Source organism: Erythrobacteraceae bacterium WH01K (assembly GCA_027941995.1).
Lineage (GTDB): Bacteria > Pseudomonadota > Alphaproteobacteria > Sphingomonadales > Sphingomonadaceae > CAJXSN01.
In genome coordinates this window covers 1,165,156-1,191,558 of the sequence record CP115966.1, presented here as the reverse complement: position 1 = coordinate 1,191,558, position 26,403 = coordinate 1,165,156, and the positions used below count along the sequence as shown (strand labels likewise).

Sequence of the window (26,403 nt, the reverse complement as noted above, 5' to 3'; positions counted from 1 at the left end):
GGAAGGTCTGGTCCGGGATTATGCGCCGCATATGAAAATCGTCTTCATGGGAACGCCCGATTTCGCGGTGCCGACACTGCGCGCCCTGCACCATGCCGCGCACGAGATCGCGTGCGTCTACACCCAGCCGCCGCGCCCTGCCGGCAGGGGCAAGAAGCTGCAGCCCTCGCCCGTGCAGAAGGAAGCGGAGGTGCTGGGCATCGAGGTGCGCTCGCCCGTTTCACTCAAATCGGCGGAGGAAAAGGAACGCTTTGCAGCGCTGGAGGCCGATGTCGCGGTGGTCGCGGCCTACGGCCTCATCCTGCCGCAGCCGATCCTGGATGCGCCCACGCATGGTTGCCTGAACGTCCATGCCTCTATCCTGCCGCGCTGGCGCGGGGCGGCGCCGATCCACCGCGCCATCATGGCGGGCGACCCGGTGACCGGCATCACGATCATGCAGATGGAAGCGGGGCTGGATACAGGGCCGATGCTGGCGACGGTCCGCACGCCGATAGAGGACAAGACGAACGGCGAACTGACCCAGGAACTGGCGGAGCTGGGCGGGCAGCTGATGGTCGGAACCTTGCGCGAACTCGCCAATCACCGCCCGCTGGTGCAGGACGAGGACGAGGCGACCTACGCGCCCAAGATCGACAAGGCGGAAGCGCGGATCGACTGGTCGCGGCCCGCTGAGGAACTGGTGCGGCACGTACACGGCCTCTCCCCCTTCCCCGGCGCGTGGTTCGAACTGGACGGCGAGCGAATCAAGGTCCTGCGCGCCGAGCTGGCCGAGGGCAGCGGACAGGCTGGCAAAGTGCTGGACGACCGGCTCGCCATCGCCTGCGGCGCCGGGGCGGAGGGGCAAGCGCTACGCCCCATCCGCCTGCAACGGGCCGGCAAACCGGCCATGCCGCTGGACGAATTCCTGCGCGGAAACGCAGTGGCCGCAGGCGAAGTGCTCACTTGACCCGGTTCGCCTTCACCATCGAATTCGACGGCACGCCCTTTGCCGGGCTGCAGCGGCAGAAGGACGCGCCCACGGTCCAGCAGGCGATCGAGGACGCGCTCTTTCGCATCACCGGAGAAACGGCGCTGCTGTTCAGCGCAGGCCGCACCGATGCAGGCGTCCATGCGCTCGCCATGCGCAGCCATGCCGACATCGACAAGGACATGACGCCGTTCCGCCTGATGGAAGCGCTGAACGCGCATCTGCGCCCCGATCCCGTGGCCGTCACCGCCTGCGAAATCGTGCCGGAAGACTGGCACGCGCGCTTTTCCTGCACGGGCCGCGCCTATGAATACCGCATCGCCAATCGCCGCGCGCCGCTGACGCTGGAGAAGGACCGGGCATGGCAGGTCGCGCCGCAGCTCGATGCCGAGGCGATGCATCGCAGCGCGCAGGCACTCGTCGGCGTGCACGATTTCACCACTTTCCGCTCCGCCCATTGCCAGGCCGACAGCCCCGTGCGCTCGATCGACCGGATATCCGTCCGGCGCGAAGGGGCCCACGTCATAACCGAGGTCGAGGCGCGCAGCTTCCTCCACCACCAGGTCCGCTCGATCGTCGGATGCCTGGCACTGGTCGGCATGGGACGTTGGCGGGAAGAGCAGGTCGCCCTTGCACTGGAGGCGCGCGACCGTCAGGAGCTTGGCCTGAATGCCCCGGCGCACGGGCTGTATTTCGTGCGCGCAACATATCCATGAAGAGAGGAGCCCCCTGAATGACGACCACTGGCAAACAGCTTTTCACGACGCTGACCGAAGACGGCAAGCTGACGCTCGAAATCGCGCAGAGCGAATTCGCCGATCCTACCGGCAACCAGGTCCTGGTGAAAATGGAAGCGGCGCCGATCAATCCCAGCGACCTTGCCATCCTGACCGGCGCGGCCGATTTCGAGAACGCCGAATATTCGCCCGGCAAGGTTGTCGCGACGATGCCGGAACCGTTCAATTCGGGCCAGAAATCGCGCCACGGCCAGCGTCTGCCCGCGGGTAACGAAGGCGCAGGCACCGTTGTCGCCACCGGCGACAGCGACGCGGCGAAGGCGCTGATGGGCCAGCGGGTCGCCTGCGTCCCGGGCACCGCGTTCAGCCAGTACGCCATCGCCGATGCCAATATGTGCCTGCCGCTGGGCGATCACAGTGCAGAGGCCGGCGCCTCCAGCTTCGTGAACCCGATGACCGCGCTGGGCTTCGTCGAAAATGCGAAGATGGACGGCGCAAAGGCGATCCTGCACACGGTCGGCGCATCGAACCTGGGCCAGATGCTGAACCGCATCTGCCTCGAAGACGGCGTGGGCCTCGTCAACATCGTGCGCAAGGCCGACCAGGCAGAGCTGCTGAAATCGCAGGGCGCGACCCATGTGGTAAACTCGTCCGACGACGATTTCATGAACCAGCTAAAATCCGCCATCGACGATACGGATGCCTTCTACGGCTTCGATCCCATCGGCGGCGGCAAGATGGTCGATCACTGCTTCAAGGCGATGGAGCAGGTCGCCGTCGGCAAGATGACCGAATATTCGCGCTACGGTTCCAACCAGCAGAAGCGGATGTTCATTTATGGCCGTCTCGATTTCGGCCCGACGACGCTGACGCCTTCCTACGGCTTCGGCTGGACGCTGTCGGGCTGGCTGCTGACGCCGTTCCTCCAGTCGGCCGGCATGGAAACGGTGGGCCGGATGCGCAAACGCGTGCTCGACAACCTGACGACCACCTTTGCCAGCAGCTACAAGGAGAAGGTGGACCTGGAAGGCATGCTGACGAAGGACGCCATCCTCGATTACAAGCAGATGAAGACGGGCGAGAAATACCTCGTCACGCCGAATTCCTGATTTTGGGGCGCGCTCGCATCGGCGGGCGCGCCAACCGCCTCATCTTTCGTCGAAGGCAGCCTGCATTTCAGCAGGATCGCTTACCCCGCTGGCGAGCAGCAATTGCAGCAGGATTCGCGCCTTTTGCGGATTTAGCGCTCGGGACGCGACGAAGCCGTTGGGATCGTCCTCCGGCTCCCGGTCCACCAGGCCCTCGTCCACCCGGCTTGCCCGCACAACTGCCACGCCCCGTCGGCGCCGTTCGACCAGCACGCTGCGCACGGCATCCGGCAGGTTCCCCTCGCCCACGCCCGCCACGACGATGCCGCGCTGGTCCACCCCCACGATACGGCGGGCAAGGTCCGGGTCCATGTCCGCATGGGCGTAGAGGATCACCACTGGCGGCAGGTCGCTTGCATAGTCGAAACGGGCCGCATCGTTCGCTCTCCACGGTGCACCGAACCAGTCCAGCGCGCTTGGCGTGACCAGCCCGATCGATCCGCGCGGATAGCCGCGAAAGGCATCGGTGCTGCGCGTTCGGACCTTGCGCACGTCGCGCGCGGCAAAGACGCGGTCGCCCATCACCACCAGAACGCCGCGCCCCGACGCATCCGGATCGCTGGCCACACGCGCCGCATTGGCGAAATTCCTGAGGCCGTCATACCCCACCGCATCGGCTGGACGCATCGCGCCCACCAGCACGACCGGCTTGGCGCAGGGCAGCGTCAGGTCGAGAAGGAACGCGGTCTCTTCCAGCGTATCGGTCCCGTGCGTCACGATGACGCCGGTGCAGCCGGGATCGGCCAGCGCGTCACGGATCGCGGAATGCAGCGGGGTCCAGACGGCCGGCCCGATATTCTCCGACCCGATATTGGCGATCTGCCGGCCGGAAAACTCCGCCTCCAGACCCAGCCCCTTCACGCGCGAGAGATATTCGGCGATGTCGATCTGCCCGGGGCGATAATCATGGGCCAGGGCGGACCCGGCAATGCCGGCAATCGTGCCCCCCGTGGCGAGAACTGTGAGACGTGCATGGGCCATGAAAATCGCGCCTAGCGACGAAAGGCCCAACTTCGCAATTGAATCTGTCCGCCAAGGCGCTAGATAGCGCGTCTGCCCCGGCAACGGGCCAGCGCTTCTGAAACGGAGCGGGCGATTAGCTCAGTTGGTAGAGCATCTCGTTTACACCGAGAGGGTCGGCAGTTCGAGCCTGTCATCGCCCACCATTTCCCCCCTTTTCTTCGATGGTGCATCCGGGGGTAGTCCGGAGTCAGTCCGGCTTTCTCAGGATCGACGGGCGGCGATTGTCGCACGGGCCACCGCTACCGTCGAGCGAGCGGCGCGTGATCCGGCGCGCAAGGTCGCTGTCCACGGTGGCCATCGCATCGCACGGGTCGTCCGCCTCGACGATGTCGGCGATGTCGTCGATCGCATCCTCGGCCGTGTCGATCTGCTTCGCCGCTTCGGGCGAGACGCGGCTTTCCAGCATGTCCAGCATGCGGGAGACCAGCCGCAATTCCTCCGCCAGCCGCAGGCTCAGGACGTCGTCCGTCCTGGCCAGCGCCGGTTTTGCAGAGAAGCTCTGGCGCAGGATCTCGAGCTGGTCGCGCGCCAGCGTTTCCAGTTCGGCTTCGGTGAGGGGGCGACCGCCTTCGATGGCTTTTCCGTGCAGTATTTCCATGGGTTAGCACTAGCCGCGACAGGTTAATATGGTGTTGAGGATGCGCTACGCGTCCGCCGCTCAGAGCGCTTCGTCGATGGCGCCGCGTGCCTGTGCCGAAGACCAGTCGTAATCGCCCGCGATCCGCCACACCTCGCGCCCGCCCGCATCGTACAGCACCGTGACAGGCAGGCCGCCCGCACCGATGGCGAAGGCGAACCCGGTTTCGGGGTCGAGCCATTTCGGCAGGTTGGGCAGGTCGTTCCTTGCGAAGAACGGCTCCACCGCATCCGCCCCGTTCAGGTCCTGGCTGATGGTCAGGACCTGGACCTCGCCGTCCAGCTCGGCGGCAAGCTCGTCCAGCAGCGGCATTTCCTTGATGCACGGAGCGCACCAGGTCGCCCACAGATTGACCAGCATCGGCGTGCCCGTGCCGCCGCCCAGCGTGAGGGATTCGCCGGCGGGGTCCGACAGGGTGATGTCCGGCACCGGCTCGCCCGCGCGGGACCGGTCGATCTCTCCCGCAGCGGAGGATGTCGCACCATCCAAGCTCTCCTTGCCAGCGGCCAACGCGTCATCGCCTTGCACCGGCGTGGCGGGCGACCTATCGCACCCGCTCAGCAGAATGGCACAGGCGACTAGCGTAATGGGTAACCGGGACACGGAAGGCTCCAACCAGATGTGGGGCGGCAGGTTCGCTGGCGGACCTAGTGCGGTCATGCGCGAAATCAATGCCTCGATTCCGTTCGACAAGGCCCTGTGGCGGCAGGATATCGCCGCGTCCAAGGCGCATGTCGCCATGCTGGCGGCGCAGGGTATCGTTACCGAGGCCGATGCGCGCACGATCTCCGGCGGGCTGGACGACGTCGCAGGCGAGTACGAGCGCGACGGCGTGCCCGAAGACTGGGATCTGGAAGACATCCACATGACGGTGGAGGCCCGTCTGACCGAACTGGTCGGACCGGCCGCCGGGCGCCTCCACACCGCGCGCAGCCGCAACGACCAGGTCGCGACCGACTTCCGCCTCTGGACCCGCGAGGCGCTGGAGCGTGCGGATGCAGGGCTCGAGGCCTTGCAACGCGCACTCGTCACCCGGGCGGGCGAACATGCGGACAGCATCATGCCCGGCTTCACCCATTTGCAGACCGCGCAGCCAGTGACCCTGGGCCATCACCTGATGGCCTATTACGAGATGGTCCGGCGCGACCGTTCGCGGCTGGCCGACGCGCGGGCGCGGATGAACGAAAGCCCGCTGGGCAGCGCCGCGCTGGCGGGTACGGGTTTCCCCATCGACCGCGACGCGACGGCGGCGGCGCTGGGCTTCGACCATCCGACGGCCAACAGCCTCGATGCCGTGTCCGACCGCGATTTCGCGATGGATTACCTGATGGCGGCGGCACAGTGCTCGCTCCATCTCTCGCGGCTGGCAGAGGAATTCGTCATCTGGGCCAGTCAGCCCTTCGGCTTCGTCCGCCTGCCCGATGCGCTTTCCACCGGCAGCAGCATCATGCCGCAGAAGAAGAACCCCGACGCCGCCGAACTTGTGCGCGGCCATGCCGGGCGCATCGTCGGCTGCGCGACCACGCTGATGGTCACGATGAAAGGCCTGCCGCTCGCCTATTCCAAGGACATGCAGGACGACAAACCGCCGGTGTTCGAGGCGGCGGGCCTGCTCGACCTGTCGATTGCCGCGATGACCGGAATGGTGGCGGACGCGGCCTTCTCCGCCGAGCGGATGCGCGCCGCAGCAGAGCTGGGCTATGCCACCGCGACCGACCTTGCCGACTGGCTGGTGACGCAGGCCGACATCCCGTTCCGCGAGGCACATCACATCACCGGCGCGGCGGTGAAACTGGCGGAATCGGAAGGCGTGGCGCTGGACGCGCTGTCGCTGGAACAGCTCAAGGCTATCGATGCGCGGATCGACGAGCGGGTGTTCGATGCGCTGTCGGTCGATGCCTCGGTCGCGGCGCGCGCATCCTATGGCGGAACCGCGCCGGAACAGGTACGTCTCCAGGTAGCCCGCGCTAGGCAGGCGCTGGGAATGGAGGAATGATGCGTCTGCGCAGCCTTTACCCCGTCGCCCTGGCCGCCCTGCTGCTGGCCGGCTGCGGACAGAAAACCGCGCTCGAGCCGGTGCCGCCTGCGGACCTGCCGCCAGCGCCCTATGGCGCCAGCGCGCAGCCCGAAGCGGACGACCTTCTCGAACTCGACACGCTTGCGGCACCCGAACGCAGCATCGAACTCAGACGCCGGTCGGAGGAACGCGAAGACGACCCTTTCGACCTGCCTCCCGAATAGGACCAGCCCCCGTGGATCATTTTGCCCTGAAGGACGGCGTCCTGCACGCCGAAAACGTACCCTTGCCGCGCATTGCGGAGGATGTCGGGACGCCCGTTTACGTCTATTCGCGCGCCACGCTGGAACGCCATGCCCGCGTCTTTTCGGAAAGCGTGGCGGGCGCGGGCAATGGCGAACCGCTGATTGCCTTTGCCGTCAAGTCGAACCCCAATCTTGCCGTGCTGAAGGTCCTGCAGCAGCAGGGTTTCGGGGCGGACGTCGTATCGGGCGGAGAACTGCGCCGCGCGCTGGCGGCAGGGATGGCTCCGGAAAAGATCGTGTTCTCCGGCGTGGGCAAGACCCGCACGGAACTGCAGCTTGGCCTCACCAGCCGGATCGGCCAGTTCAACATCGAATCGCTCGAAGAAGGCCGCGAGCTTGCAGAGATGGCACGCGAGATGGGCCTGACCGCGCAGGCCGCGCTGCGGATCAATCCCGACGTCGATGCCGGGACCCACGACAAGATCTCGACCGGCAAGGCAGACAACAAGTTCGGCATTCCCTTGGTCCGCGCACACGAGGCTTTCGACGAACTGTCGGCGCTGGAGGGCCTGAACCTGCGGGGCGTCGCCCTGCATATCGGCAGCCAGCTTCTGGACCTGACCCCGCTGGAAACCGCTTTCGGCAAGGTCGGCCAACTGGTCGCGGACCTGCGCGGGGCCGGGCACACGATTACCCATGTGGACCTGGGCGGCGGCCTGGGCGTCCCCTACCGCGAGGGCGAAAGCCCGCCTTCCCCCGCCGCCTATGGCGAAATGGTGAAGAGGGTGACCGCGGACTGGGACGTCAACCTGACCTTCGAACCCGGCCGCGTCATTGCCGGGAACGCCGGCGTCCTGCTGACCCGCGTGGTGCGAGTGAAACGCGGGGTGCGCGACCCGTTCGTCATCGTGGATGCGGCGATGAACGACCTTGCCCGCCCCGCACTCTATGGCGCCTATCACGGATTTTCATCCGTCACGCCCGATGGTTCGCAGATGACGGCCAACATCGTCGGCCCGATCTGCGAGACGGGCGACACCTTCGCCATGGGCCGCGATTGCGACGCGCTGTCGGCAGGCGACCTTGCCGTGTTCCGCACCGCCGGAGCTTATGGCGCGACCATGGCCAGCAGCTACAACTCGCGCGGGTTCGTGGCCGAAGTGCTGGTCGACGGCGATCGTCATGCGGTGGTCGCCGACCGTATCGACGCAGGCGCCATCATGGATGCGGAGCGGGTTCCCGAATGGCTGGAATAGGCTCCCTCCCCCTCTTCCACCGGGTGCGCGGAAGGCGTGTCGTGGTGGTGAGCGAGGGCGTGATGGGAGAGGCGAAGACCCGGCTGGTCGAACGTGCCGGAGGCATACCCTGCAGCGAGGCAGAGGCGCATCACGCGCATCTCGCCTTCGTTGCGCTGGACGACGAACGCGAGGCGGAAGCCGCCGCATTGCGGCTGAAGCGCAAGGGGCTGCTGGTGAATGTCGCCGACCGTCCCGAACTGTGCGATTTCACCACGCCCAGCATCCTGGACCGCGAACCCGTGCTGGTTGCGGTCAGTACGTCGGGCGCATCGGCGGGCCTTGCCAAGCATCTGCGCCTGCGGCTGGAACGATTGCTGCCCCAGTCGCTCGGCCCGCTGGCCGCTGCCCTGCGCGATGCCCGCGATGCGATGCGTGCCACATGGGCCGACGGCGATGCGCGCCGCACGGCCGTGGACCGCGCGCTGGGCGAAGGCGGCGTGCTAGACCCGCTTGCAGGCGCCGATGCGGAGGACGTGGCACGGTGGCTGGAGGGCGGTGCCGGGGCGATAGAGGATGCGTCGGTCGTGGAAATCGCGATTGCGAGCGACGATCCGGAAGATCTGACCCTGAAACAGGCCCGCCTGCTGGGCACATGCGACACGCTGATTTACGACCCGTCGATCCCCGCAGCGATCCTCGACCGGTCCCGCGCCGATGCGCAGCGTATGCCCTTGCCTGCCAATCCCCCGGCAGAGGGCCTGACGGTTATCCTGACCCGCGCCTGACCGGCGACACTAACCCTCAAACAGGCTCGCCAGCCTCCGCACGGATATGCGCGAAATAGCGCGCCATCGCTTCTGCTGCCGTGTCGGTCAGCGCGATGAAAGCCCGGCGCCTGTCGGCATCGTCCTGCACCCGTTCAAGCAGGCCGGCCTCCACCATCTGGCTGATCCAGCGCAGCGCCGTGGTCGCAGGCACGCCGCTGGCGATGCAGAGCGAGGTGACGGCGACGCGCGTGTGCTCTGCCCGGGCGGCGGTCAGGTCCAGCAGCATGTCCCATGCAGGGTCGGCGAACAGGTCCCCGTCGAAGAATTTGGCGCGCGCCTGCCGCTGGCGGATGATCTGGCGCACCAGCCGCGGATCGGGGAGCGCCGGCCGCCCTTTGCGGACCAGCGACGCCTCCGCATCGCCTTCGCCGCGATAGCCGTCGGCAGGCGATTCGAACCGGAATGCGCCGCCCGAACCGGACAGGCCCGGCTGGCCCAGCCGTTCCAGCTTTTCCGCGATCTCGCTGACCTGCTCGGTCAGGCGCAGCAGGTTGATGCGGTCGTCATCCGACAGATCGCGCACCCTGCTGTCCGGCCCGCCCATCTTCACACGCCCCAGTGCCAGCAGCCGGTCGCCATGCGAGGGATCGACAAGGATCTGCGGGCGTGAAGATGCCAGGCACGCAAAGACAGGCTCCAGCGAGCCCTGCGATACGCAAACCAGCAAGGCCGCACCGCTTTCAGCAACCCGTTCGTCGATCCGGGCCAGCGCCGCGAGGGTTCGTGCATTCGCCTGAGGGCAGCCGGCCAGCACCACACGCCCAAGCGGCCGCATATCCCCTTCCGCAAAATCCGCGATGGCGCCCTGCCGCATGACGGAAAGGCCCGCCGCCTCCGCATCATCGCACCATGCCTCGCGCCCGCTGTCGCGGTCGCACAGGATCGTCGTGGCAAGCGGCAGGCGGGAGACATCACCCGCCGGCTCATAGGAAAAATCGGCTTGCGCCATGAATAAGGGCTCCTACGGAATAGAAGGAACACCTAAGGAACAAAAAGAGTTCATGTCAAGAATTCAGGGACGGATGTCGATCACGGTCCCGTCTTCGACCAGTTCGTAAAGTTCGGCAATCTCAGGATTGGCCAGCGCGATGCAGCCATCGGTCCAGTCGCCCTGCATCCGACCCGAAGCTATTCCGTTGGGCTGGCCATGCAGGAATATGTCACCGCCCGGGTCCCGCCCGCGCGATGCCGCGTAGGCGCGGTCCTGCGGGTTCGGATAGCTGATGCGCAGCGACAGGTGATAGCGGCTGTCCGGATTGCGCGTATCGATGACATAGCGCCCCTCTGGCGTGCGCTCGTCGCCCTCGAACTGCTTGTGCCCGAACATCGCGTCGCCGAATTGCAGACCCGTATAGGTCCGCACGATTTTCCCGCGCGAATAGGCCCATAGCGTGCGCTCCGACTTGTCGACGAGGAGGTATTCCACCATCGGTGCGGCCGCCGGCACAAGAGGCGGTGCCGGTGGCGGTGCAGGCGCACAGGCGCCGACCGGCAGCAGCGCTGCGAGCAGCAGGCTGAAGGCGCCCGGCCGGCGCATCAATCCTCGAACGGATCGCGCACTAGGATCGTGTCGTCGCGTTCCGGGCTGGTCGATACCAGCGCGACCGGCGTTTCGATCAGTTCCTGGATACGCTGGACGTATTTCACCACATTGGCGGGCAGGTCCGCCCAGCTACGCGCGCCTGCCGTGCTTTCCTGCCAGCCGGGCATTTCCTCGTAGATCGGCTCGATCGCTTCCTGGCTTGCCGCGTGGCTGGGCAGGTAGTCCATGATTGTGTTGTTGAGGCGATAGCCGGTGCATATCTTCACCGTCTTGAACCCGTCGAGCACGTCGATCTTGGTCAGCGCGATGCCGGTCACGCCGCTGATGGCGCAGGTCTGGCGCACCAGCACGGCATCGAACCAGCCGACCCGGCGCTGGCGACCGGTGACGGTGCCGAATTCATGGCCCCGTTCGCCCAAAGTCTGGCCGACCTCGTCCTCCAGTTCGGTCGGGAACGGGCCACTGCCGACGCGCGTGGTGTAAGCCTTCACGATGCCCAGCACGAAGCCGGTGGCATTCGGCCCCAGTCCGCTGCCGGCCGCCGCGCTGCCGCTGACCGTGTTGGAGCTGGTAACGAAGGGATAGGTTCCGTGATCGACATCCAGCAGCACGCCCTGCGCGCCTTCGAACAGGACGCGGGCGCCTGCCTTGCGGACCTTCTTCAGGCGTTTCCAGACCGGCTGCGCATATTGCAGCACGAAGGGCGCGATTTCGGCCAGTTCCTTCTTCAGTGCCTCCCGGTCGACCGGCGGCTGGTCGAACCCGGCGCGCAGGGCATCGTGATGCGCGCAGAGGCGGTCGAGCTGCGGGTCGAGCTGGTCCAGATGGGCCAGATCGCACACGCGCATCGCGCGGCGGCCGACCTTGTCTTCATAAGCCGGACCGATGCCGCGGCCGGTGGTCCCGATCTTCCCCTTGCCCGCCGCCGCTTCGCGCAGGCCGTCGAGGTCGCGGTGCAGCGGCAGGATGAGCGGGCAATTGTCGGCGATGGCGAAATTGTCGTCATTGATGGTGACGCCCTGCCCTTCCAGCTTCTCGACCTCCGCCTTCAGCGCCCACGGGTCCAGCACCACGCCATTGCCGATCATCGAAAGCGTGCCCGTGACGATGCCGCTGGGCAGCAGGGACAGCTTGTAGGTGGTGTCGCCCACCACCAGCGTGTGGCCGGCATTGTGCCCGCCCTGGAACCGTACGACGGCGTCGGCCCGGCTGGCCAGCCAGTCGACGATCTTGCCCTTGCCCTCGTCGCCCCACTGCGCGCCGATCACGGTTACGTTTGCCAAGTCGTATCACCCTTCGAATGTGCTGGCAGCAGGTCTGCCCGGATATGCCGCGCCCTATGGCACGGCGAAGGCCAACAGGAAACGGACGTTTCGCGCAAACGTCAGGACATTTTGCACGGCCCGTCTGTTGGTAGGGCATATGAAGGAGACACCCATGACAGACTATCCCACCCTGACCCTGAACGACGACCGGCAAATCCCGCAGCTCGGCTTCGGCACCTACAAGATCGAGGACGAGGATGCGCCGGACGCGGTGAAGACCGCGATCGAGACCGGGTACTGGTTGATCGACACCGCCGCCGTCTACGGAAACGAGAAAGGCGTCGGCAAGGGCATCGGCGACTGGTCCGACATCTTCCTGCAGACCAAGATCTGGAACGACAGCCAGGGTTACGACCGGACGAAAAAGGCATTCGACAAATGCCTGCAGCGCCTGGACCGCGATCACGTCGACATGCTGCTGATCCACTGGCCCTGCCCGGACAAGGACCTGTTCGTGGAAACTTGGAAAGCGTTCATCGAACTGCGCGACGAAGGGCGCGCGAAATCGATCGGCGTTTCCAATTTCCGGGAAGAAGACCTGAAGCGCATCGTCGATAAAACAGGCGTCACGCCGGCACTCAACCAGATCGAGGCCCACCCCAATTTCCAGCAGCGCGAACTGCGCCAGCTTCATAACGACATGGGCATCATCACCCAGTGCTGGTCGCCGCTCGGCCAGGGCGAAGCGCTGGAGCGTGGCCCGATCAAGGACATCGCGGACGAAATCGGCCAGCCGGTCAGCGCGGTGGTCATCGCCTGGCACCTGCAATGCGGCAATGTGCCGATCCCGAAATCGACGCAGCCCGATCACATCAAGGCCAATTTCAAGGCGCTCGATTTCGAACTGACCGATGCGCAGATGAAGGCGATCGACGATCTCGACGATGCCGATGGCCGGATGGGTCCCGACCCGGCCGAGTTCAGCTAAGGCCCGGGAAGCCCTGGCTCAAAGCGGCTGCACTTCATCGCCCGACAGGCGGTGGGTGCAGCCGAGCTTTTGCGGGTCGTCGCCGTCCGACAGGGCCGCGACGGTTCGCCAACCCTCGCTGCGGACCTTGCGCGCCGTGTCGCGGTCGTGGTCCACGGGAAGGAAGACGAGCGGCCGCGTCTCGGCAGCGGGCAGCGCGGACAGCAGCGCGTCGAGATAGAGCGAGAAGCCGGTGGCCGCCTCGCCCGTTCCGCCAATGCGATACGTCCCGCCGCGGCCCAGCGCCTTGCGCGATCCCTCGGTATAGAGCGTGAAGCCGAACCAGCTCTGGTATTCGAAGCCGTGGCGCTCGGTCGGGTCCAGCGTGATCCGGGCCCGGTCTCCGACAGAAGCGGCAATGGCTTCCAGCCCTTCGATACGAGTGGCGAGCGCGCCGCCGGCATCGGTGTTCTTCAGTTTGTCGATGGCGTCCGCGAAGGGGCCCGCCGCGTGGATCAGCGGCAGGTAGGCCCCGCCGCCTGCGCTGACGAGGCCGCCTGCGTCCTTCGTATCGAGCTCCCGCCGGACGGCATCGACGCGGCCTGCCTCCAGCGGAAAGACATCCTTGCTCAGCGTATCCACCAGGTCGGGCAGCGTGAAATCGACCGACAGGCCGGTGGCCCCGGTCGCCTCGACAGCGTCCAGCGCCAGCAAGACAATCTCGCTGGCGGCAGCAATCGTGTCCGCGCCGATCAGTTCTGCCCCCATCTGGGTGCGCTGGCGAGCCGGGGCGAGCTGGTCCGCCACCATCGTCGCGACATCGCCGCCATAGCACAGACGCAGGGGCCGCGGGGCAGAGGCAAGGCCGGTCGATGCAATACGCCCGATCTGCGGCGTGATGTCCGACCGCAGCGCCAGCGTGCGCAGGCTGGCAGGATCGACGAAGCGGAACTGGCGGCGCGTGCCCAGCCCGTCCATCCGCCCGGCGAGCGACTGCTCGAATTCCACCAGCGGCGGGCTGACCCGGTCGTATCCGTGACTGTCCATCGCCTCCAATGCGGAGCGCATAGCCTCTATAAGGCTGCGCGCTTCGGCAGGCAGACGGTCTTCCAGCCCGATGGGCAACAGGTCGTCGGTCTTCGTCATGGCGAGGCCCCTAGCCCGTTCCGGTTTCCAGCGCCATCCCGCTCAAACGGCGAAGATGGCGCTGGAAGGGGACTGATGACGGATCAGAAGGCCAGCGGCTTCACAAGGCGCACGCCTTCCACGGCGCAGGCCTGCTTCACCACGTCCTGCGTGATCGGCTGGTCCACGCTCAGCAGTAGGACGGCCTCGCCGCCCGCCTCGCGCCGGCCGAGATTGAACGTGCCGATATTGATGCCGTTCTCGCCCAGCAGGGTACCGATCCGGCCGATGAAGCCGGGCGCGTCGTCGTTCACGATGTAGAGCATGTTGCCGCTCAGTTCCGCCTCGATCCCGATGCCGAACATTTCCACAAGGCGCGGCGCGCCGCCGCTGTCCATGCTGCCGAACAACGTCCCGGCCACCGAACGGTCGCCCTGCTCGGTGGCCACCGTGACGCGGATCAGCGTGTTGTAGGCGCCTTCCTTCTGGTGGCGGATGGAGCGCACGTCCAGCCCGCGTTCCTTCGCCAGATAGGGCGCGTTGACCATGTTCACCGTGTCGGAATACTGCCGCATCAGGCCGGCAAGGACAGCACCTTCGATCGGCTTGCCCGACAGTTCCGCCGCTGCGCCTTCGCGCTCGATGCTGATCGTGGTCAGATTGCCATGCGCAAGCTGCCCCACCAGGCTGCCGAGATTTTCGGCCAGCTTCATGTAAGGCTTCAGCTTGGGCGCTTCCTCTGCGCTGAGGCTGGGCATGTTGAGCGCATTGGTGACGCCGCCATTGACCAGGTAATCGGCCATCTGTTCCGCCACCTGCAGCGCGACGTTGACCTGCGCTTCGGTGGTGGAGGCACCCAGATGCGGGGTGCAGATGAAATTCTCCATCCCGAACAGCGGGCTTTCCTTCGCCGGTTCGGTCGCGAACACGTCGAGCGCGGCGCCTGCGACATGGCCGCTTTCCAGCTTTTGTGCCAATGCCGCTTCGTCGATCAGGCCGCCGCGTGCGCAATTGACGATCCGCACGCCCGGCTTCGTCTTCGCAAGGTTTTCCGCCGACAGGATATTGCGCGTCTCGTCGGTCAGGGGCGTGTGCAGCGTGATGAAATCGGCGCGCGCCAGCAGCGTGTCGAGATCGACTTTCTCGACGCCGATTTCGACCGCACGCTCGGCCGTCAGGAACGGATCGAAAGCGATGACCTTCATCCTCAGGCCCTGGGCGCGGGCCGCGACGATGGAGCCGATATTGCCGGCCCCGATCAGGCCCAGCGTCTTTCCGGTGACTTCCACGCCCATGAACGCGCTCTTGGGCCATTCGCCCTTCTGCGTGCGTTCGTTGGCCTGCGGGATCTGCCGTGCCAGCGCCATGATCATGGCAATGGCGTGCTCTGCGGTGGTGATGGAGTTGCCGAACGGCGTATTCATCACGACCACGCCCTTGCCGCTGGCATAGGGGATATCGACATTGTCGACCCCGATCCCTGCGCGGCCGATGACCTTGAGATTGGTCGCCGCATCGAGGATTTCCGGCGTCACCGTGGTGGAGGACCGGATGGCGAGGCCGTGATATTCGCCGATGCGGGCTTTGAGTTCTTCCGGGCTTTCGCCGGTGATGACATCAACGTCGCAGCCGCGTTCCTCGAAGATACGCGCGGCATTGGGATCCATCTTGTCGGAGATGAGGACTTTGGGTTTGCTCATGGGAATATTCCTTCCGTCAGCCCGGACACCGTGGTCCGGGGCGGGAATAAGGGAAGGCGGCGGCCCCACCTGCTCTTGGCAGGGCCGCCCGCCGTGTCAGCCGTTCTTGAGGCTCTCGTAAGCCCACTCGATCCACGGGAGGAGCCGCTTCAGGTCCTCCTGCTCGACCGTGCCCCCGCACCAGATGCGAAGGGACGGCGGGGCGTCGCGGTATCCGTTGAAGTCGTAGCCGACATCGCTTTCGTCCAGCATGGCGGCGATCTTCTTGGGCACGCCGGCCTTTTCTTCGTCCGACAGACCATCGTACCAGTCGCCCTGGAAGACGAAACAGACGCCGGTGTTGGTCCGCTTGGCCGGGTCGTCCACCATGTTGCGCAGCCAAGGCGTCGCCTCGATCCAGTCGGTGACGATCTTCGCATTGGCGTCGGCGCGGTCGAACATGGCCTGCCGCCCGCCGATGGATTTCGCCCATTCCAGCGCCGCGATGTAATCTTCCGTCGCCAGCAGGCTGGGCGTGTTGATCGTCGCGCCTTCGAAAATGGCGCGGTTGATCTTGTCGCCCTTCTTCAGGCGGAACAGCTTGGGCAGCGGCCATGCAGGATCGTAGCTTTCGATCCGCTCCACCGCCTTGGGGCTGAGGATCAGCATCCCGTGCTGCGCTTCGCTGCCCATGACCTTCTGCCACGAGAACGTCGTTGCATCGAGCTTCGCCCAGTCCATTTCCTGCGCGAAGACGGCGCTGGTCGCGTCGTTGATCGTGATGCCTTCACGGCCCGGCTCCAGCCAGTCGGTGTTCGCGATTTTCGCGCCGCTGGTCGTGCCGTTCCAGGTGAAGACGACGTCGTTGCCCTGCGGGATCTGCGTCAGGTCGGGAATTTCGCCGTAATCGGCGTCCAGCACCTGCAGGTCCGGCAGCTTGAGCTGCTTGACCGCGTCCTGGATCCAGACATTGCCAAAGCTTTCCCAGGCAGCGACCGTCGCGGGCCGTGCGCCCAGCATGGTCCACATCGCGCATTCCAGCGCGCCGGTATCGGAGGCCGGCATGATGCCGACGAGATAGTCGTCGGGCACGCCCAGCAATTCGCGGGTCAGGTCGATGGCGTATTTCAGCCGTGCCTTGCCCACGGCGCTGCGATGCGAGCGGCCGAGCGATTCGGTTTTCAGCTTGTCGAGGGACCAGCCCGGGAATTTCACCGTGGGACCGGAGGAAAAGTGCGGACGTTCAGGCTTCAGGGCCGGCTGAGCGCCTGCCCCGGTAGTCGTATCAGTCATGTATTCTCTCCTTGCAGAGAGCACGCGCGGCGTTGGGACCGCGTGGCCCGCTGCTCGCAATAGTGCGGTGCAACATCGTGTCAATCGACTAGCGGACGAAACGGAGGATGGGTTCCGCGATAATCCGGCGGGCAACGACGATATGCCGCACCCTCTCGCCAAACCGTGGCTGCGACCCTATGGCGAGCCGCTATGGATGTGTCCGACCTTCGCATCGCCCTGTTCAGCGGGAACTACAACTATACCCGCGACGGGGCGAACCAGGCATTGAACCGGCTGGCGGAATACCTGCTGCGGCAGGGCGCGATGCTGCGGGTCTATTCGCCCAAGGTGAAGGACCCGGACTTCCCCGCGACCGGCGATCTCGTCGGCGTTCCCAATGTCCGGATGCCGGTGAAGGGGCGCGGCGAATACCGCCTGCCGCTCGGCCTGGGCGCGAAGGCGGAGGCGGATCTCGACGCGTTCCGGCCCAACATTATCCATGTCTCGTCCCCCGATCCGGCGGGCCATGCGGCCGTGCGCTGGGCGCGCAAGCGCGGCGTGCCGGTCCTCGCGTCGGTCCACACGCGGTTCGAGACCTATCCGCAATATTACGGCGTCGGCTTCCTCGAACCAGCCATCACCGCGATGCTCAGGCGTTTCTACAACCGGTGCGACGCGCTGGTCGCGCCGTCGCAAAGCATGATCGACGAACTGGGCGAACAGGGCATGGGCGACGATATCGGCCTGTGGACGCGCGGGGTGGACCGGACCGTCTTCGATCCTTCGCGCCGCGATCACGAATGGCGCCGATCGCTGGGCCTGAATGATGACGATATCGCCATCGCCTTCCTCGGCCGGCTGGTAATGGAGAAGGGGCTCGACGTCTTTGCCGATGCCATCATCGAACTGCGCAGGCGCCAGGTCCCGCACAAGGTGCTGGTGATCGGCGACGGCCCGGCCCGCGAATGGTTCGAAAAAGCGCTGCCCGGCGGCATATTCGCAGGGTTCCAGACGGGCAGCGACCTTGGCCGCGCACTGGCGAGCGCCGACATCTTCCTCAATCCGTCCATCACCGAAACCTTCGGCAATGTCACGCTGGAGGCGATGGCGAGCGGCCTGCCCGTCGTCGCCGCGCGCGCCACGGGCGCATCCAGCCTGGTCGAGGACGGGGTCTCGGGCCATCTCGTCAGCCCGCGCGACATCGCGGCCTATGCCGATGCCCTCGTGCCCTATTGCACCGACGATGCACTTCGCCGCGCCCATGGCGATGCAGGCGAACTGCGCGCCCGGGACTATAGCTGGGATGCGATCAATTCGGTGGTGGCCGACACCTATCTGCGGCTTGCCGAAGAGGCGCGCAGCTGACCTGTCAGCGCAGCACGCCCTTCGCAGTCATTCGGCGCGCATAGACAATCAGCAGGATCGTCACCGTGAAGATGATGGCCGTGAAAATCCACGCGAACGGGCTGCTCAGCCCTTCGGGAATGTCGCTGGAGACGGTGTAGATCGTCGTCCCGATCAGCCCCAGCAGCGCCACGACCAACGCGTGGAAGGCGTAACGGCTTCTCAGCAACAGGAGCAGCGACCCGGCAACGGCGCCCCAGACGCCGAAGGCCCAGCAGGCATCCACCCATGCCGGGAACGAAGTGTAATAGCCGACCATCACGTCCACCGGCACGCCGATATTGGCCGCCCCGCCGGACAGATATTCCATGTTGCGGGTCTGCGTCATCACGTAGTCGAACGCCCCGCCCGCGTTCCACAGGAGCGCCACGACCCCGATCACCCACAGGTGCCAAGGAGTTTCCCGGTTTTCGTTTGTCGTCATGATTGCCCTTCCCTTGCGCGCCCCGTTGGACCCAAAGCCAGGAATGCGCCTTCGGGCAGGAATTGGCAAATCGCGCGCGCAGTCCCTACATCGCCCGTCATGGCCGACCTGTTCGGGGACGACGCCCCGCCCTCTTCACCGCCCGAAACCCTGCGCGAGGATGCACCCCTTGCCGACCGGCTGCGCCCGCGCGCGCTGGACGAGGTGATCGGGCAGGAACACGTGACCGGTCCGGAGGGCGCGATCGGGCGGATGGTCGCTGCCGGGCGCCTGTCCAGCCTGGTCCTGTGGGGCCCGCCCGGCACGGGAAAGACCAGTATCGCGCGTCTGCTCGCAGATAGCGTCGGCATGCGATACGAGGCGGTCAGCGCGGTCTTCACCGGCGTCGCCGACCTGAAGAAAGCCTTCGCCGCCGCGGACAAGGCGGCCGAGGCCGGTCAACGCACGCTACTGTTCGTGGACGAGATCCACCGCTTCAACCGCGCGCAGCAGGACGGCTTCCTCCCCTTCGTGGAGCGCGGCACGGTCACGCTGGTCGGGGCGACGACGGAAAATCCCAGCTTCGAACTCAACGCCGCGCTCCTGTCCCGCGCACAGGTGCTGATCCTGCACCGGCTGGATGCAGAGGCGCTGGGCAAGCTGCTGGACCGGGCGGAAGAGCTGGAAGGCCCCCTGCCCCTGACGGCAGAGGGCCGCGCGGCGCTGGTCGCCAGCGCGGACGGCGACGGCCGCTTCCTGCTCAACCAGGCGGAAACGCTGTACAATGCGAAGATCGAGGAGCCGCTCGGCCCCGGCGAACTGGGCAGTTTCCTGCAGCGCCGCGTTGCCGTCTACGACAAGGACCGCGAAGGGCACTACAACCTGATTTCCGCGCTTCACAAGGCGGTGCGCGGGTCCGATCCGCAGGCGGCGCTGTATTACCTCGCCCGGATGCTGACGGCGGGCGAAGAACCGCTGTATCTCGCGCGGCGGCTGGTCCGGATGGCGGTGGAGGATATCGGCCTCGCCGACCCCAACGCGCTGGTCCAGTGCAATGCGGCGCGCGAGGCGTACGAATTTCTCGGCAGTCCCGAAGGCGAACTCGCTTTGGTGCAGGCCTGCCTTTATCTCGCCACCGCGCCCAAATCGAACGCCGTTTACAAGGCGCAGAAGGCCGCGTTTCGCTCCGCCAAGGAGACGGGCAGCCTGATGCCGCCGATGAACATCGTCAACGCGCCGACCAAGCTGATGAAGGACGTCGGTTACGGCAAGGGGTACACCTACGACCACGACGCGGCCGAAGGGTTTTCGGGCGACAATTACTGGCCGGAAGAGATGGAGCCGCAAACCTACTACGCGCCGGTGGAACGCGGGTTCGAGCGCAAGATTGCCGAGCGCATCGCCTATTGGGACAAACTGCGGGCCGACCGGGCTTGAGCCGGTTCCGCCAGTTCCTCGCCATCGACTGGTCGGGCGCTGCGGGCGAGCGCCATGCAGGCATTGCGCTGGCAATTGCCGATGCGGCGGGCGGCGCGCCGGTACTGGTGGAGCGGGGCAGGAAATGGTCGCGGGCAGAGGTGCTGGACATCCTGCGTGACCTGCCCGCCGATACGCTGGTGGGGATGGACCTCGGCATTGCGCTGCCCATTGCCGATTGCGGGGCCTATTTTCCGGGGCACGGTGCAAGCCCGCAGGATGCCCGATCGCTCTGGGCGATGATCGATGCGCTGTGCGGGGACGAGCCGCATCTCGCCGCCGGTTCCTTCACCGACCACGCCGATCTCGCGCCCTATTTCCGCCGTCACGGCGGGCGCGAAGGCGCGCGGTTCCGCTGTGACGGAGCGGCGCATGGTCGCGGACGCTTCCGGGTCACGGAGCAGCGGCAGGCAGCGATGGGACTGAAACCCTATTCAAACTTCAACCTCGTCGGCGCGGCACAGGTCGGCAAGTCGAGCCTGACCGGAATGCGCGTACTGCACCGATTGCAAGGCACGGTCCCGGTCTGGCCGATCGACCCGCTCCCGCAAGCAGGCTCCGTCATCTGCGAAATCTACACCAGCCTCGCCGCGATGGAGGCGGGGCGCAGCGCCAGCCGATCCAAGATCCGCGACCATGCCGGGTTGGACGATGCCCTGGGGATGCTCGGTTCGCCGGGACTGGGACAGAGCGGCGCCATCGACGACCACAGCAGCGACGCGCTGCTGACGGCGGCATGGCTGCGCAAGGTCGCAGGCGATCCATCCCGCTGGACGCCCGAGGGCCTGACACCTGAGGTAGCGCGAACAGAAGGCTGGACCTTCGGCGTAATCTGACGCAAAGGCGCGAACCGACGGATACGCCGGCTTAGCTCAGTTGGTAGAGCACCTGATTTGTAATCAGGGGGCCAGGGGTTCGAATCCTCTAGCCGGCACCATTCTTTCTTTTTTTTGCAAAGCCGCCTCCGCGGCTTCGTCCTCGGTGTTGTGTCGATGCTGCGCATCGAGCACCAGCGGGGCGGCCGCGTGGCCTTGCGGGCCTGCGGCCCGTTCTGGAAAAGTCGGCGCTCCTCCTTCTAACCCCGTCCGCGATAGCCTTGCACGCCCTGGTCGGGGACCCACAGGCCTTCGGGCGGGGCGCCGGTCTGCCAGAAGACGTCGATCGGGATGCCTCCGCGTGGATACCAGTATCCGCCGATCCGCAGCCATTTCGGCTTCATCTCGTCCGCCAGCCGCTGGCCGATGCCGACCGTCACGTCCTCGTGAAAGCCGTTATGGTTGCGGAACGAGCCGAGAAACAGCTTCAGGCTCTTGCTCTCGACGATGGTGTCGCCGGGCGCGTAATCAATGACGAGGTGTGCGAAATCGGGCGCGCCTGTCACCGGGCACAGCGACGTGAACTCCGGCGCGGCGAACCGGACCAGATACAGCGTGCCGGGGCGCGGATTGGCGGGATAGTCGAGCTGTGCTTCCCCGGGCGAGGCAGGCAGCGCGCTCTGCTGGCCCAGATGCTTTACTTGCGGCGCGGCGGACGAAGACGAATGTGTGTCGCTCATGCCGCGCCTGTGCCCTTATCGCGCGTTTGAAACAAGACGGCGGTTGGACCAGCCGCTTTCAGCGCCTATTCAGCGCCGCCCCGCTTGGGGCCTCGTTCCGCTCTCATAAAAACAGACCGCCATAGTCCATGATATCAGTTCGCCGCCTCCTGCCCCTGATCGCGTTTTTCGCCGCGAGCCCCCTGCTTGCCCAGCAGGCGAACGAATTCGATCTGGAGACGACGACTCCCCGGCCCAGCGCGACGACCGGCGCGCAGGTGCAGGGCCCGGTCGACGATAGCGGGATCGTGCCGGTCGGCCCGCGCCGCATCGGCCCCTCGCCCACACCGACCGCCACCGCTACGCCTGGTCCGCGCCCGGTTCCGACCGCAGCGCCCTCGCCCTCGCCCGCGCCGCGCCAGCAGGCCCCTTCTGTCAGTCAGCCCCGCCAGGCAGCGCAGCCCTCGCAGGCAGGCGAGCAGGCCACGACCGCGACCGCTTCGCGTCCCGAACCGGATGCAGCGTCCCCGATACCGCAAGCCAGCGAGCCGGTGCCAAGTGGACAATCCGCGACCGATCCAATCCCGTCCTCGGGCGAAACACCGCCTTCGCAAAGCGATACGGACGCTGCCATACCGGGGCTTTCCCCTGTGCCCACCGGATCGAGCGAGATTTCGGCGCAGGCTGCCACCGGCGATGCCTATTGGTGGTGGGTACTCGCAGCCCTGGTCGCGGCGATCGCAGCGGTCGCCGGATTTGCATTCTACAAGCGGCGGCAGCCGGTCGCCATTACGGGCGGTGCCGGCACGGCGTCCCGCGGCCTGATGAAGGCGGCCACACCCCGGCCCAATGCCGAAGCGCCGCCAGCCGAAATGGCAGGGCCCGAAACCGCATCGCCGCCCGCTTCCGCACGGACCGCGACCCCTGCCCCCGTGGCGCCGCCTATCGGCGCGGGAAGCCCGGTCGCTCCGCTGGGGCTGGAGACCCATGTCGTGCGCATGCAGCGCAGCATGATGGGACTGACGGTGACGGCCCGGGTCGCCGTAACCAACCGGGGCAGCAAGGCGATCACCAATGCGGTGCTGCAGGGCGATCTGGTGGGCGCCAATAATGGCGAGCCGCTTGGCCAGCAGCTCGCCAGTGCGGCGGCGGAACTGGACCAGATCGAGGCGCTGGGAACGATCGAACCGGGCGAACGGCGCGAAGTGACGGCAAATGTCCGGATCGATCTCAATTCGCTGAAGGGCATCCGGCAGGGCGGTTCGGTCGTCTATGTCCCGCTGCTGCGGCTGCGTTTCTCCGGCGACGGGACGAAGCCGCTGGCATCCACCGTCATGGTCGGCCATCCGCCGGCGCAGCACGGGGGCAAGCCCACGCCCTTCCCTGCGCAGGCCGCGCCGCAGATCTACGACAATGTCGTGGGCCGCGCGCTGGGCTGACCTTACGCCCCCTTTTGCCGACACAGGGGCCCGGCGCATCTCGACGCGGCGCGTCCCGGCAGCTAGCAACACCGGCATGAATATGCTGATGACGACCCCTTGGCTGGCACAGGCGCTTGGCCGGAATGGCGCAGGCGACGCGGCTCCGGACATCGCCATCCTCGATGCGTCGCTCCACCTGCCCGGTGCCGGGCGCGACGCAGCGGCCGAGTATGAGCGAGCCCATATTCCCGGCGCGCATTTTCTGGACCTTGCGGGGCTGCACGATCCGCAATCCAGCCTTCCCGGCAAGATTCCCGATGCCCCGAAACTGCGTGAGCGGCTGGCCCGGCTGGGCGTAGGACCGCGAACGCAGGTCGTGCTGTATGACGACAGCGATCTCCATTCGGCCTGCCGCGCATGGTACCTGCTGACCCTGCACGGCCTGCGCGGCGCCTGTGTCCTCGACGGGGGATTGGCGAAATGGCGCGCGGAGGGAAGCCCGCTTGAGGAAGGGGCCAAGCCGCTACCATCACCGGGCACGCCGCCCCCGCTGGCACCCGATCGCGCGCGCATTCGCAGCAAGGCAGAGATGCTGGACAACCTCGCCCTCCATGAAGAGCAGGTCGTCGATGCGCGCGATGTGGCCCGTTTCAGCGGAGAAAACGCGGATACGGTCCACGGCCTGCCCGGCGGACATATTCCCGGCGCGAAGAACCTACCCTTCACGCAGCTTTTCCGGGGCGACGGAACCTTTCTTCCCGTGCCAGAGCTGGCACAGCGGTTCCGCGAGGCCGGGATTGATCCGGACCGCCGGGTGGTGACGACCTGCGGCAGCGGCGTTACGGCATCGGTCCTGATGTTTGCGCTGGCCCTGATCGGTGCGCGGCAGGCGGCATTGTATGACGGGAGCTGGTCCGAATGGGGCGCGGATCCTGCCACACCCAAGGAACAGGGACACGGACACTGAGCAACGACAACTCCAGCAGCGACGAAAACGACACCGGCAGGCGCGGCAGGAAAGCCGTGGCGACCCGACTTGTCGAGGGCGGGCGGCGTCCCGAATGGACGAAGCCGGTCGTGAACCCGCCCGTCTGGCGCGGCTCTACCCACCTGTTCGAAAACGACCGCGCGCGAAAACTCGCCGGCGGCCGGATCGGCGACGGCCAGTTCTTCTACGGCCGCCATGGATCGCCGACGCAGTGGGCCCTGTCGGAGGCGCTGACCGAAATCGAGCCGGGCGCCGCGGGTACCGTCCTCTACCCCAGCGGCGTCGCTGCCATTGCCGGGGCGCTGCTGGCCGTCCTGCGCCCGGGAGACGTGCTGCTGGTAACGGACAATGCCTACGATCCCAGCCGCGCCATGGCGACGGGACTGCTGGCCGATTTCGGGATCGAACACCGGTTCTTCGATCCGCTCGACACCGATGGTTTCGCGCAGCACATCTGCGAACGGACAAAGGCGGTCCTGTTCGAATGTCCCGGCAGCCTGACGATGGAAGTCTGCGATGTCCCCGCGCTCGCCGAGATCGCGCACGAGCAGGGCCTCGTCACCCTGATCGACAATACCTGGGCTTCCCCCCTGGGATTTCCCGCGCTGGAACGGGGGTGCGACATTTCGATCATGTCCCTGACGAAGCATGTGGGCGGCCATTCCGACCTGCTGATGGGATCGGCCAGCGCCGGGCCGGCGCTCTATCCCAAGCTCAAGCATCGTGCCCAGACGATGGGCCAGGTCGTCTCGCCCGACGACGCCGCGCTCGCGCTGCGGGGCCTCAGGACGATGAAAGTCAGGCTGGAGCAGAGCACGAAAACGGCGCTGGAGCTGGCCGCATGGCTGCGCCGGAGGTCGGAGGTGGCCCACGTCCTTTGTCCGCCGCTCGAAGGGTCGCCGGGGCACGAGACCTGGGCGCGCGACTTTACCGGTGCGTGCGGCCTGTTCAGCTGCATCCTGAAAGGCCGCACCGCGCGCCAGCGCGCCGCCTTCGTCGACAGTCTCGAACATTTCGGCATCGGCTATAGCTGGGGCGGGTTCGAAAGCCTTGCCCTGCCCTTCGACCCGGATAGCATCCGGACATCCAGCACCTGGCCACCCGCCGAATGGGGGGCTGGCGAGTGGCTGGGCGTTCGCCTATCCATCGGTCTCGAAGATGCAGACGACCTGATTGCCGATTGCGATCAGGCCTTTGCCGCGATGGACAAAGAATGACCGCCACCCCTTCCGCGCCCAATCCGATCCCCTCCCCCGATGCATCGCCCTCGGCGGTTCCGCTGGTCGATCCGGAAACGGGTGAACGCCTGCTCGATCCCGAAACGGGTGAGCAGTTGACCGGCGTGCCGAAGGAACAGCCGCTGGAATTCGTCGATCCGGAAACGGGCGAAACCCTGCTAGATCCCGAGACGGGCGAGCCGCTGAGCGCGGAAGCGGTCCCGGAAGAAGTCCCCCTTCCAGAAGCGGAACCGGCCGAAGCGGTCGCCGCGTCGCAGGAAGTCGCGGAGGCCGTGTCCCAGCGCAGCGAAACCATCGGCTCGGTGGTGGAAACTCTCGATTCCATCGCGCTCAGCGTGGCGGATATGCGCATCACGCTGTGGGACGTCCTGATCGTGATTTTGACGCTGGGCGCCGTTGCGATCTTCGCGTGGATTTTGAGCAAGGGGGCGCACAGCCTCCTGTCCCGGTTCTCCAATCTCGACATGACGCGCCGCCTGCTGGCGGAAAAGCTGATCAACCTGCTGGTCTGGTCGCTCGCCATCCTGATCGGGATTGACCTGCTGGGTATCGACCTGACCGCGTTCGCCGTTTTCTCCGGCGCGTTCGGCCTCGCCATCGGTTTCGGCCTGCAGAAGACCTTCGGCAACCTCATCGCGGGGATCATCCTGCTGATGGACAAGTCGATCAAGCCGGGCGACGTGATCGCAGTGGCCGACCAGGCGGGCGCATCCACTTTCGGCCAGATCCGCAAAATCGGCATCCGCGCCGTGTCCATCACCACGCGGGACCAGAAGGAATACCTGATCCCGAACGAAAACCTGATGGTCAACCAGGTCGAAAACTGGTCCTATTCCAGCAAGAACGTGCGGATGCAGGTGCCCGTCGGCATCTCCTACGCAGCCGACATCCATCATGCCGAGGAACTGATGCTGCGGGCGGCAAAGGCGTGCAAGCGCGTGCAGCAGACGCCTCCGCCGACCGTTTGGCTCGACGGCTATGGCGACAGCAGCGTCGATTTCATTATCCACTGCTGGATCAACGATCCCGAAGACGGCATCGGCAATGTGAAATCCGAAGTCCTGAAGAACCTGTGGGATCTGTTCCAGGAACACGACATCGAGATCCCCTTCCCCCAGCGCGACCTGAACCTGCGCGGCAACGACCAGTTCGACCAGCTGATTGCCGCAGTAGCCCAGCGTGTGGGACAGGCCGGGAAAGTGCCGGAAAAGAACGGGCAGAGCGCGGCAGGCGAAGACTAGCT

General features: G+C 66.2%; 26 protein-coding genes and 2 tRNA genes. 17 read left to right on the top strand and 11 right to left on the bottom strand.

Translation table 11 applies throughout. The features are described from left to right. Positions 1-31: 31 nt before the first annotated feature. The 3 genes from fmt to PF049_05860 are packed head-to-tail and all read left to right on the top strand — an operon-like array spanning position 32 to position 2,816. The gene (gene fmt / locus PF049_05870) at positions 32-949 is read left to right on the top strand and encodes a methionyl-tRNA formyltransferase (GenBank protein ID WBY17859.1); all 918 of its coding nucleotides are present in this window, start codon (positions 32-34) and stop codon (positions 947-949) included. After that, complete coding sequence (gene truA, locus PF049_05865) at positions 946-1,686, top strand: tRNA pseudouridine(38-40) synthase TruA (protein ID WBY17668.1); 741 nt, start codon at positions 946-948, stop codon at positions 1,684-1,686. The genes fmt and truA overlap by 4 nt, the downstream gene beginning before the upstream one ends. 17 nt (positions 1,687-1,703) lie before the next feature. Then, a complete protein-coding gene (locus PF049_05860) occupies positions 1,704-2,816 on the top strand; it encodes a zinc-binding dehydrogenase (GenBank protein WBY17667.1) in 1,113 nt (370 codons plus the stop codon). A 39-nt stretch (positions 2,817-2,855) separates the two neighbouring features. On the opposite strand, the gene PF049_05855 is transcribed toward PF049_05860, so the two are convergent. Beyond that, positions 2,856-3,836 carry an asparaginase gene (locus PF049_05855; protein ID WBY17666.1) on the bottom strand — a complete coding sequence of 327 codons (981 nt, stop codon included), beginning with the start codon at positions 3,834-3,836 and terminating at the stop codon, positions 2,856-2,858. A 109-nt stretch (positions 3,837-3,945) separates the two neighbouring features. Between PF049_05855 and PF049_05850 the strand changes: the two genes are divergently transcribed. Then, positions 3,946-4,021: transfer RNA gene (locus PF049_05850), tRNA-Val, on the top strand. Between the two features lie 44 nt (positions 4,022-4,065). On the opposite strand, the gene PF049_05845 is transcribed toward PF049_05850, so the two are convergent. Together PF049_05845 and PF049_05840 are read right to left on the bottom strand one after the other, a co-directional pair. Beyond that, positions 4,066-4,476 carry a hypothetical protein gene (locus tag PF049_05845; protein WBY17665.1) on the bottom strand — a complete coding sequence of 137 codons (411 nt, stop codon included), beginning with the start codon at positions 4,474-4,476 and terminating at the stop codon, positions 4,066-4,068. A gap of 60 nt (positions 4,477-4,536) precedes the next feature. Next, the gene (locus PF049_05840; protein ID WBY17664.1) at positions 4,537-5,004 is read right to left on the bottom strand and encodes a TlpA disulfide reductase family protein; all 468 of its coding nucleotides are present in this window, start codon (positions 5,002-5,004) and stop codon (positions 4,537-4,539) included. A gap of 130 nt (positions 5,005-5,134) precedes the next feature. Between PF049_05840 and argH the strand changes: the two genes are divergently transcribed. Genes argH through PF049_05820 form a run of 4 tightly spaced genes read left to right on the top strand, consistent with a single transcriptional unit; the run spans position 5,135 to position 8,800 of the window. Then, positions 5,135-6,511: an argininosuccinate lyase gene (gene argH / locus PF049_05835; GenBank protein ID WBY17858.1), complete on the top strand. Its 1,377-nt coding sequence runs from the start codon at positions 5,135-5,137 to the stop codon at positions 6,509-6,511. Next, positions 6,511-6,756: a lipoprotein gene (locus PF049_05830; protein WBY17857.1), complete on the top strand. Its 246-nt coding sequence runs from the start codon at positions 6,511-6,513 to the stop codon at positions 6,754-6,756. The genes argH and PF049_05830 overlap by 1 nt, the downstream gene beginning before the upstream one ends. Positions 6,757-6,767: 11 nt before the next feature. After that, a complete protein-coding gene (lysA, locus tag PF049_05825; GenBank protein WBY17663.1) occupies positions 6,768-8,033 on the top strand; it encodes a diaminopimelate decarboxylase in 1,266 nt (421 codons plus the stop codon). Then, positions 8,021-8,800: an NAD(P)-dependent oxidoreductase gene (locus PF049_05820; protein WBY17662.1), complete on the top strand. Its 780-nt coding sequence runs from the start codon at positions 8,021-8,023 to the stop codon at positions 8,798-8,800. Before lysA ends, PF049_05820 begins: the two co-directional genes overlap by 13 nt. Before the next feature lie 16 nt (positions 8,801-8,816). Here PF049_05820 and PF049_05815 read toward each other — a convergent pair whose 3' ends face one another. The 3 genes from PF049_05815 to PF049_05805 all read right to left on the bottom strand — a co-directional run bounded on the left by PF049_05815 (position 8,817) and on the right by PF049_05805 (position 11,668). Next, on the bottom strand, positions 8,817-9,791 hold the full coding sequence (locus PF049_05815) for a winged helix DNA-binding protein (protein ID WBY17661.1): 975 nt from the start codon (positions 9,789-9,791) through the stop codon (positions 8,817-8,819). A gap of 63 nt (positions 9,792-9,854) precedes the next feature. Continuing rightward, complete coding sequence (locus PF049_05810) at positions 9,855-10,379, bottom strand: L,D-transpeptidase family protein (GenBank protein ID WBY17856.1); 525 nt, start codon at positions 10,377-10,379, stop codon at positions 9,855-9,857. Next, a complete protein-coding gene (locus PF049_05805) occupies positions 10,379-11,668 on the bottom strand; it encodes an adenylosuccinate synthase (protein WBY17660.1) in 1,290 nt (429 codons plus the stop codon). The genes PF049_05810 and PF049_05805 overlap by 1 nt, the downstream gene beginning before the upstream one ends. Positions 11,669-11,822: 154 nt before the next feature. Between PF049_05805 and PF049_05800 the strand changes: the two genes are divergently transcribed. Then, on the top strand, positions 11,823-12,638 hold the full coding sequence (locus PF049_05800) for an aldo/keto reductase (GenBank protein WBY17659.1): 816 nt from the start codon (positions 11,823-11,825) through the stop codon (positions 12,636-12,638). A gap of 18 nt (positions 12,639-12,656) precedes the next feature. On the opposite strand, the gene PF049_05795 is transcribed toward PF049_05800, so the two are convergent. The 3 genes from PF049_05795 to PF049_05785 form a co-directional block, all read right to left on the bottom strand. Then, the gene (locus PF049_05795) at positions 12,657-13,763 is read right to left on the bottom strand and encodes an ATP phosphoribosyltransferase regulatory subunit (protein ID WBY17658.1); all 1,107 of its coding nucleotides are present in this window, start codon (positions 13,761-13,763) and stop codon (positions 12,657-12,659) included. 83 nt (positions 13,764-13,846) lie between these two features. After that, entirely contained in the window at positions 13,847-15,442 is a 1,596-nt protein-coding gene (gene serA / locus PF049_05790) for a phosphoglycerate dehydrogenase (protein ID WBY17657.1), read from the bottom strand. Between the two features lie 96 nt (positions 15,443-15,538). Then, positions 15,539-16,714: a phosphoserine transaminase gene (locus tag PF049_05785; protein ID WBY17656.1), complete on the bottom strand. Its 1,176-nt coding sequence runs from the start codon at positions 16,712-16,714 to the stop codon at positions 15,539-15,541. Positions 16,715-16,906: 192 nt separating this feature from the next. On the opposite strand from PF049_05785, the gene PF049_05780 reads away from it, so the two are divergent. After that, positions 16,907-18,061 (top strand): glycosyltransferase family 1 protein, encoded by a 1,155-nt coding sequence (locus tag PF049_05780; GenBank protein ID WBY17655.1) that lies wholly within the window; start codon positions 16,907-16,909, stop codon positions 18,059-18,061. A gap of 4 nt (positions 18,062-18,065) precedes the next feature. On the opposite strand, the gene PF049_05775 is transcribed toward PF049_05780, so the two are convergent. Next, positions 18,066-18,524: a hypothetical protein gene (locus PF049_05775; GenBank protein WBY17654.1), complete on the bottom strand. Its 459-nt coding sequence runs from the start codon at positions 18,522-18,524 to the stop codon at positions 18,066-18,068. 99 nt (positions 18,525-18,623) lie between these two features. On the opposite strand from PF049_05775, the gene PF049_05770 reads away from it, so the two are divergent. From PF049_05770 to PF049_05760, 3 genes are all read left to right on the top strand, one after another. Continuing rightward, the gene (locus PF049_05770) at positions 18,624-19,940 is read left to right on the top strand and encodes a replication-associated recombination protein A (protein WBY17653.1); all 1,317 of its coding nucleotides are present in this window, start codon (positions 18,624-18,626) and stop codon (positions 19,938-19,940) included. After that, positions 19,937-20,815: a hypothetical protein gene (locus tag PF049_05765; protein WBY17652.1), complete on the top strand. Its 879-nt coding sequence runs from the start codon at positions 19,937-19,939 to the stop codon at positions 20,813-20,815. Before PF049_05770 ends, PF049_05765 begins: the two co-directional genes overlap by 4 nt. 25 nt (positions 20,816-20,840) lie before the next feature. Continuing rightward, positions 20,841-20,916: transfer RNA gene (locus PF049_05760), tRNA-Thr, on the top strand. 138 nt (positions 20,917-21,054) lie between these two features. Here PF049_05760 and queF read toward each other — a convergent pair. Next, positions 21,055-21,534, bottom strand: coding sequence for a preQ(1) synthase (gene queF, locus PF049_05755; GenBank protein ID WBY17651.1), 480 nt, complete (start codon positions 21,532-21,534; stop codon positions 21,055-21,057). Between the two features lie 128 nt (positions 21,535-21,662). Between queF and PF049_05750 the strand changes: the two genes are divergently transcribed. The 4 genes from PF049_05750 (at position 21,663) to PF049_05735 (ending at position 26,401) form a co-directional block, all read left to right on the top strand. Further along, positions 21,663-22,952, top strand: coding sequence for a hypothetical protein (locus PF049_05750; GenBank protein WBY17650.1), 1,290 nt, complete (start codon positions 21,663-21,665; stop codon positions 22,950-22,952). A gap of 76 nt (positions 22,953-23,028) precedes the next feature. Further along, positions 23,029-23,901 carry a sulfurtransferase gene (locus PF049_05745; protein WBY17649.1) on the top strand — a complete coding sequence of 291 codons (873 nt, stop codon included), beginning with the start codon at positions 23,029-23,031 and terminating at the stop codon, positions 23,899-23,901. 56 nt (positions 23,902-23,957) lie between these two features. After that, a complete protein-coding gene (gene metC, locus PF049_05740; protein WBY17648.1) occupies positions 23,958-25,139 on the top strand; it encodes a cystathionine beta-lyase in 1,182 nt (393 codons plus the stop codon). Next, positions 25,136-26,401 (top strand): mechanosensitive ion channel, encoded by a 1,266-nt coding sequence (locus tag PF049_05735; GenBank protein WBY17647.1) that lies wholly within the window; start codon positions 25,136-25,138, stop codon positions 26,399-26,401. The genes metC and PF049_05735 overlap by 4 nt, the downstream gene beginning before the upstream one ends. The last annotated feature ends 2 nt before the right edge of the window (positions 26,402-26,403 follow it).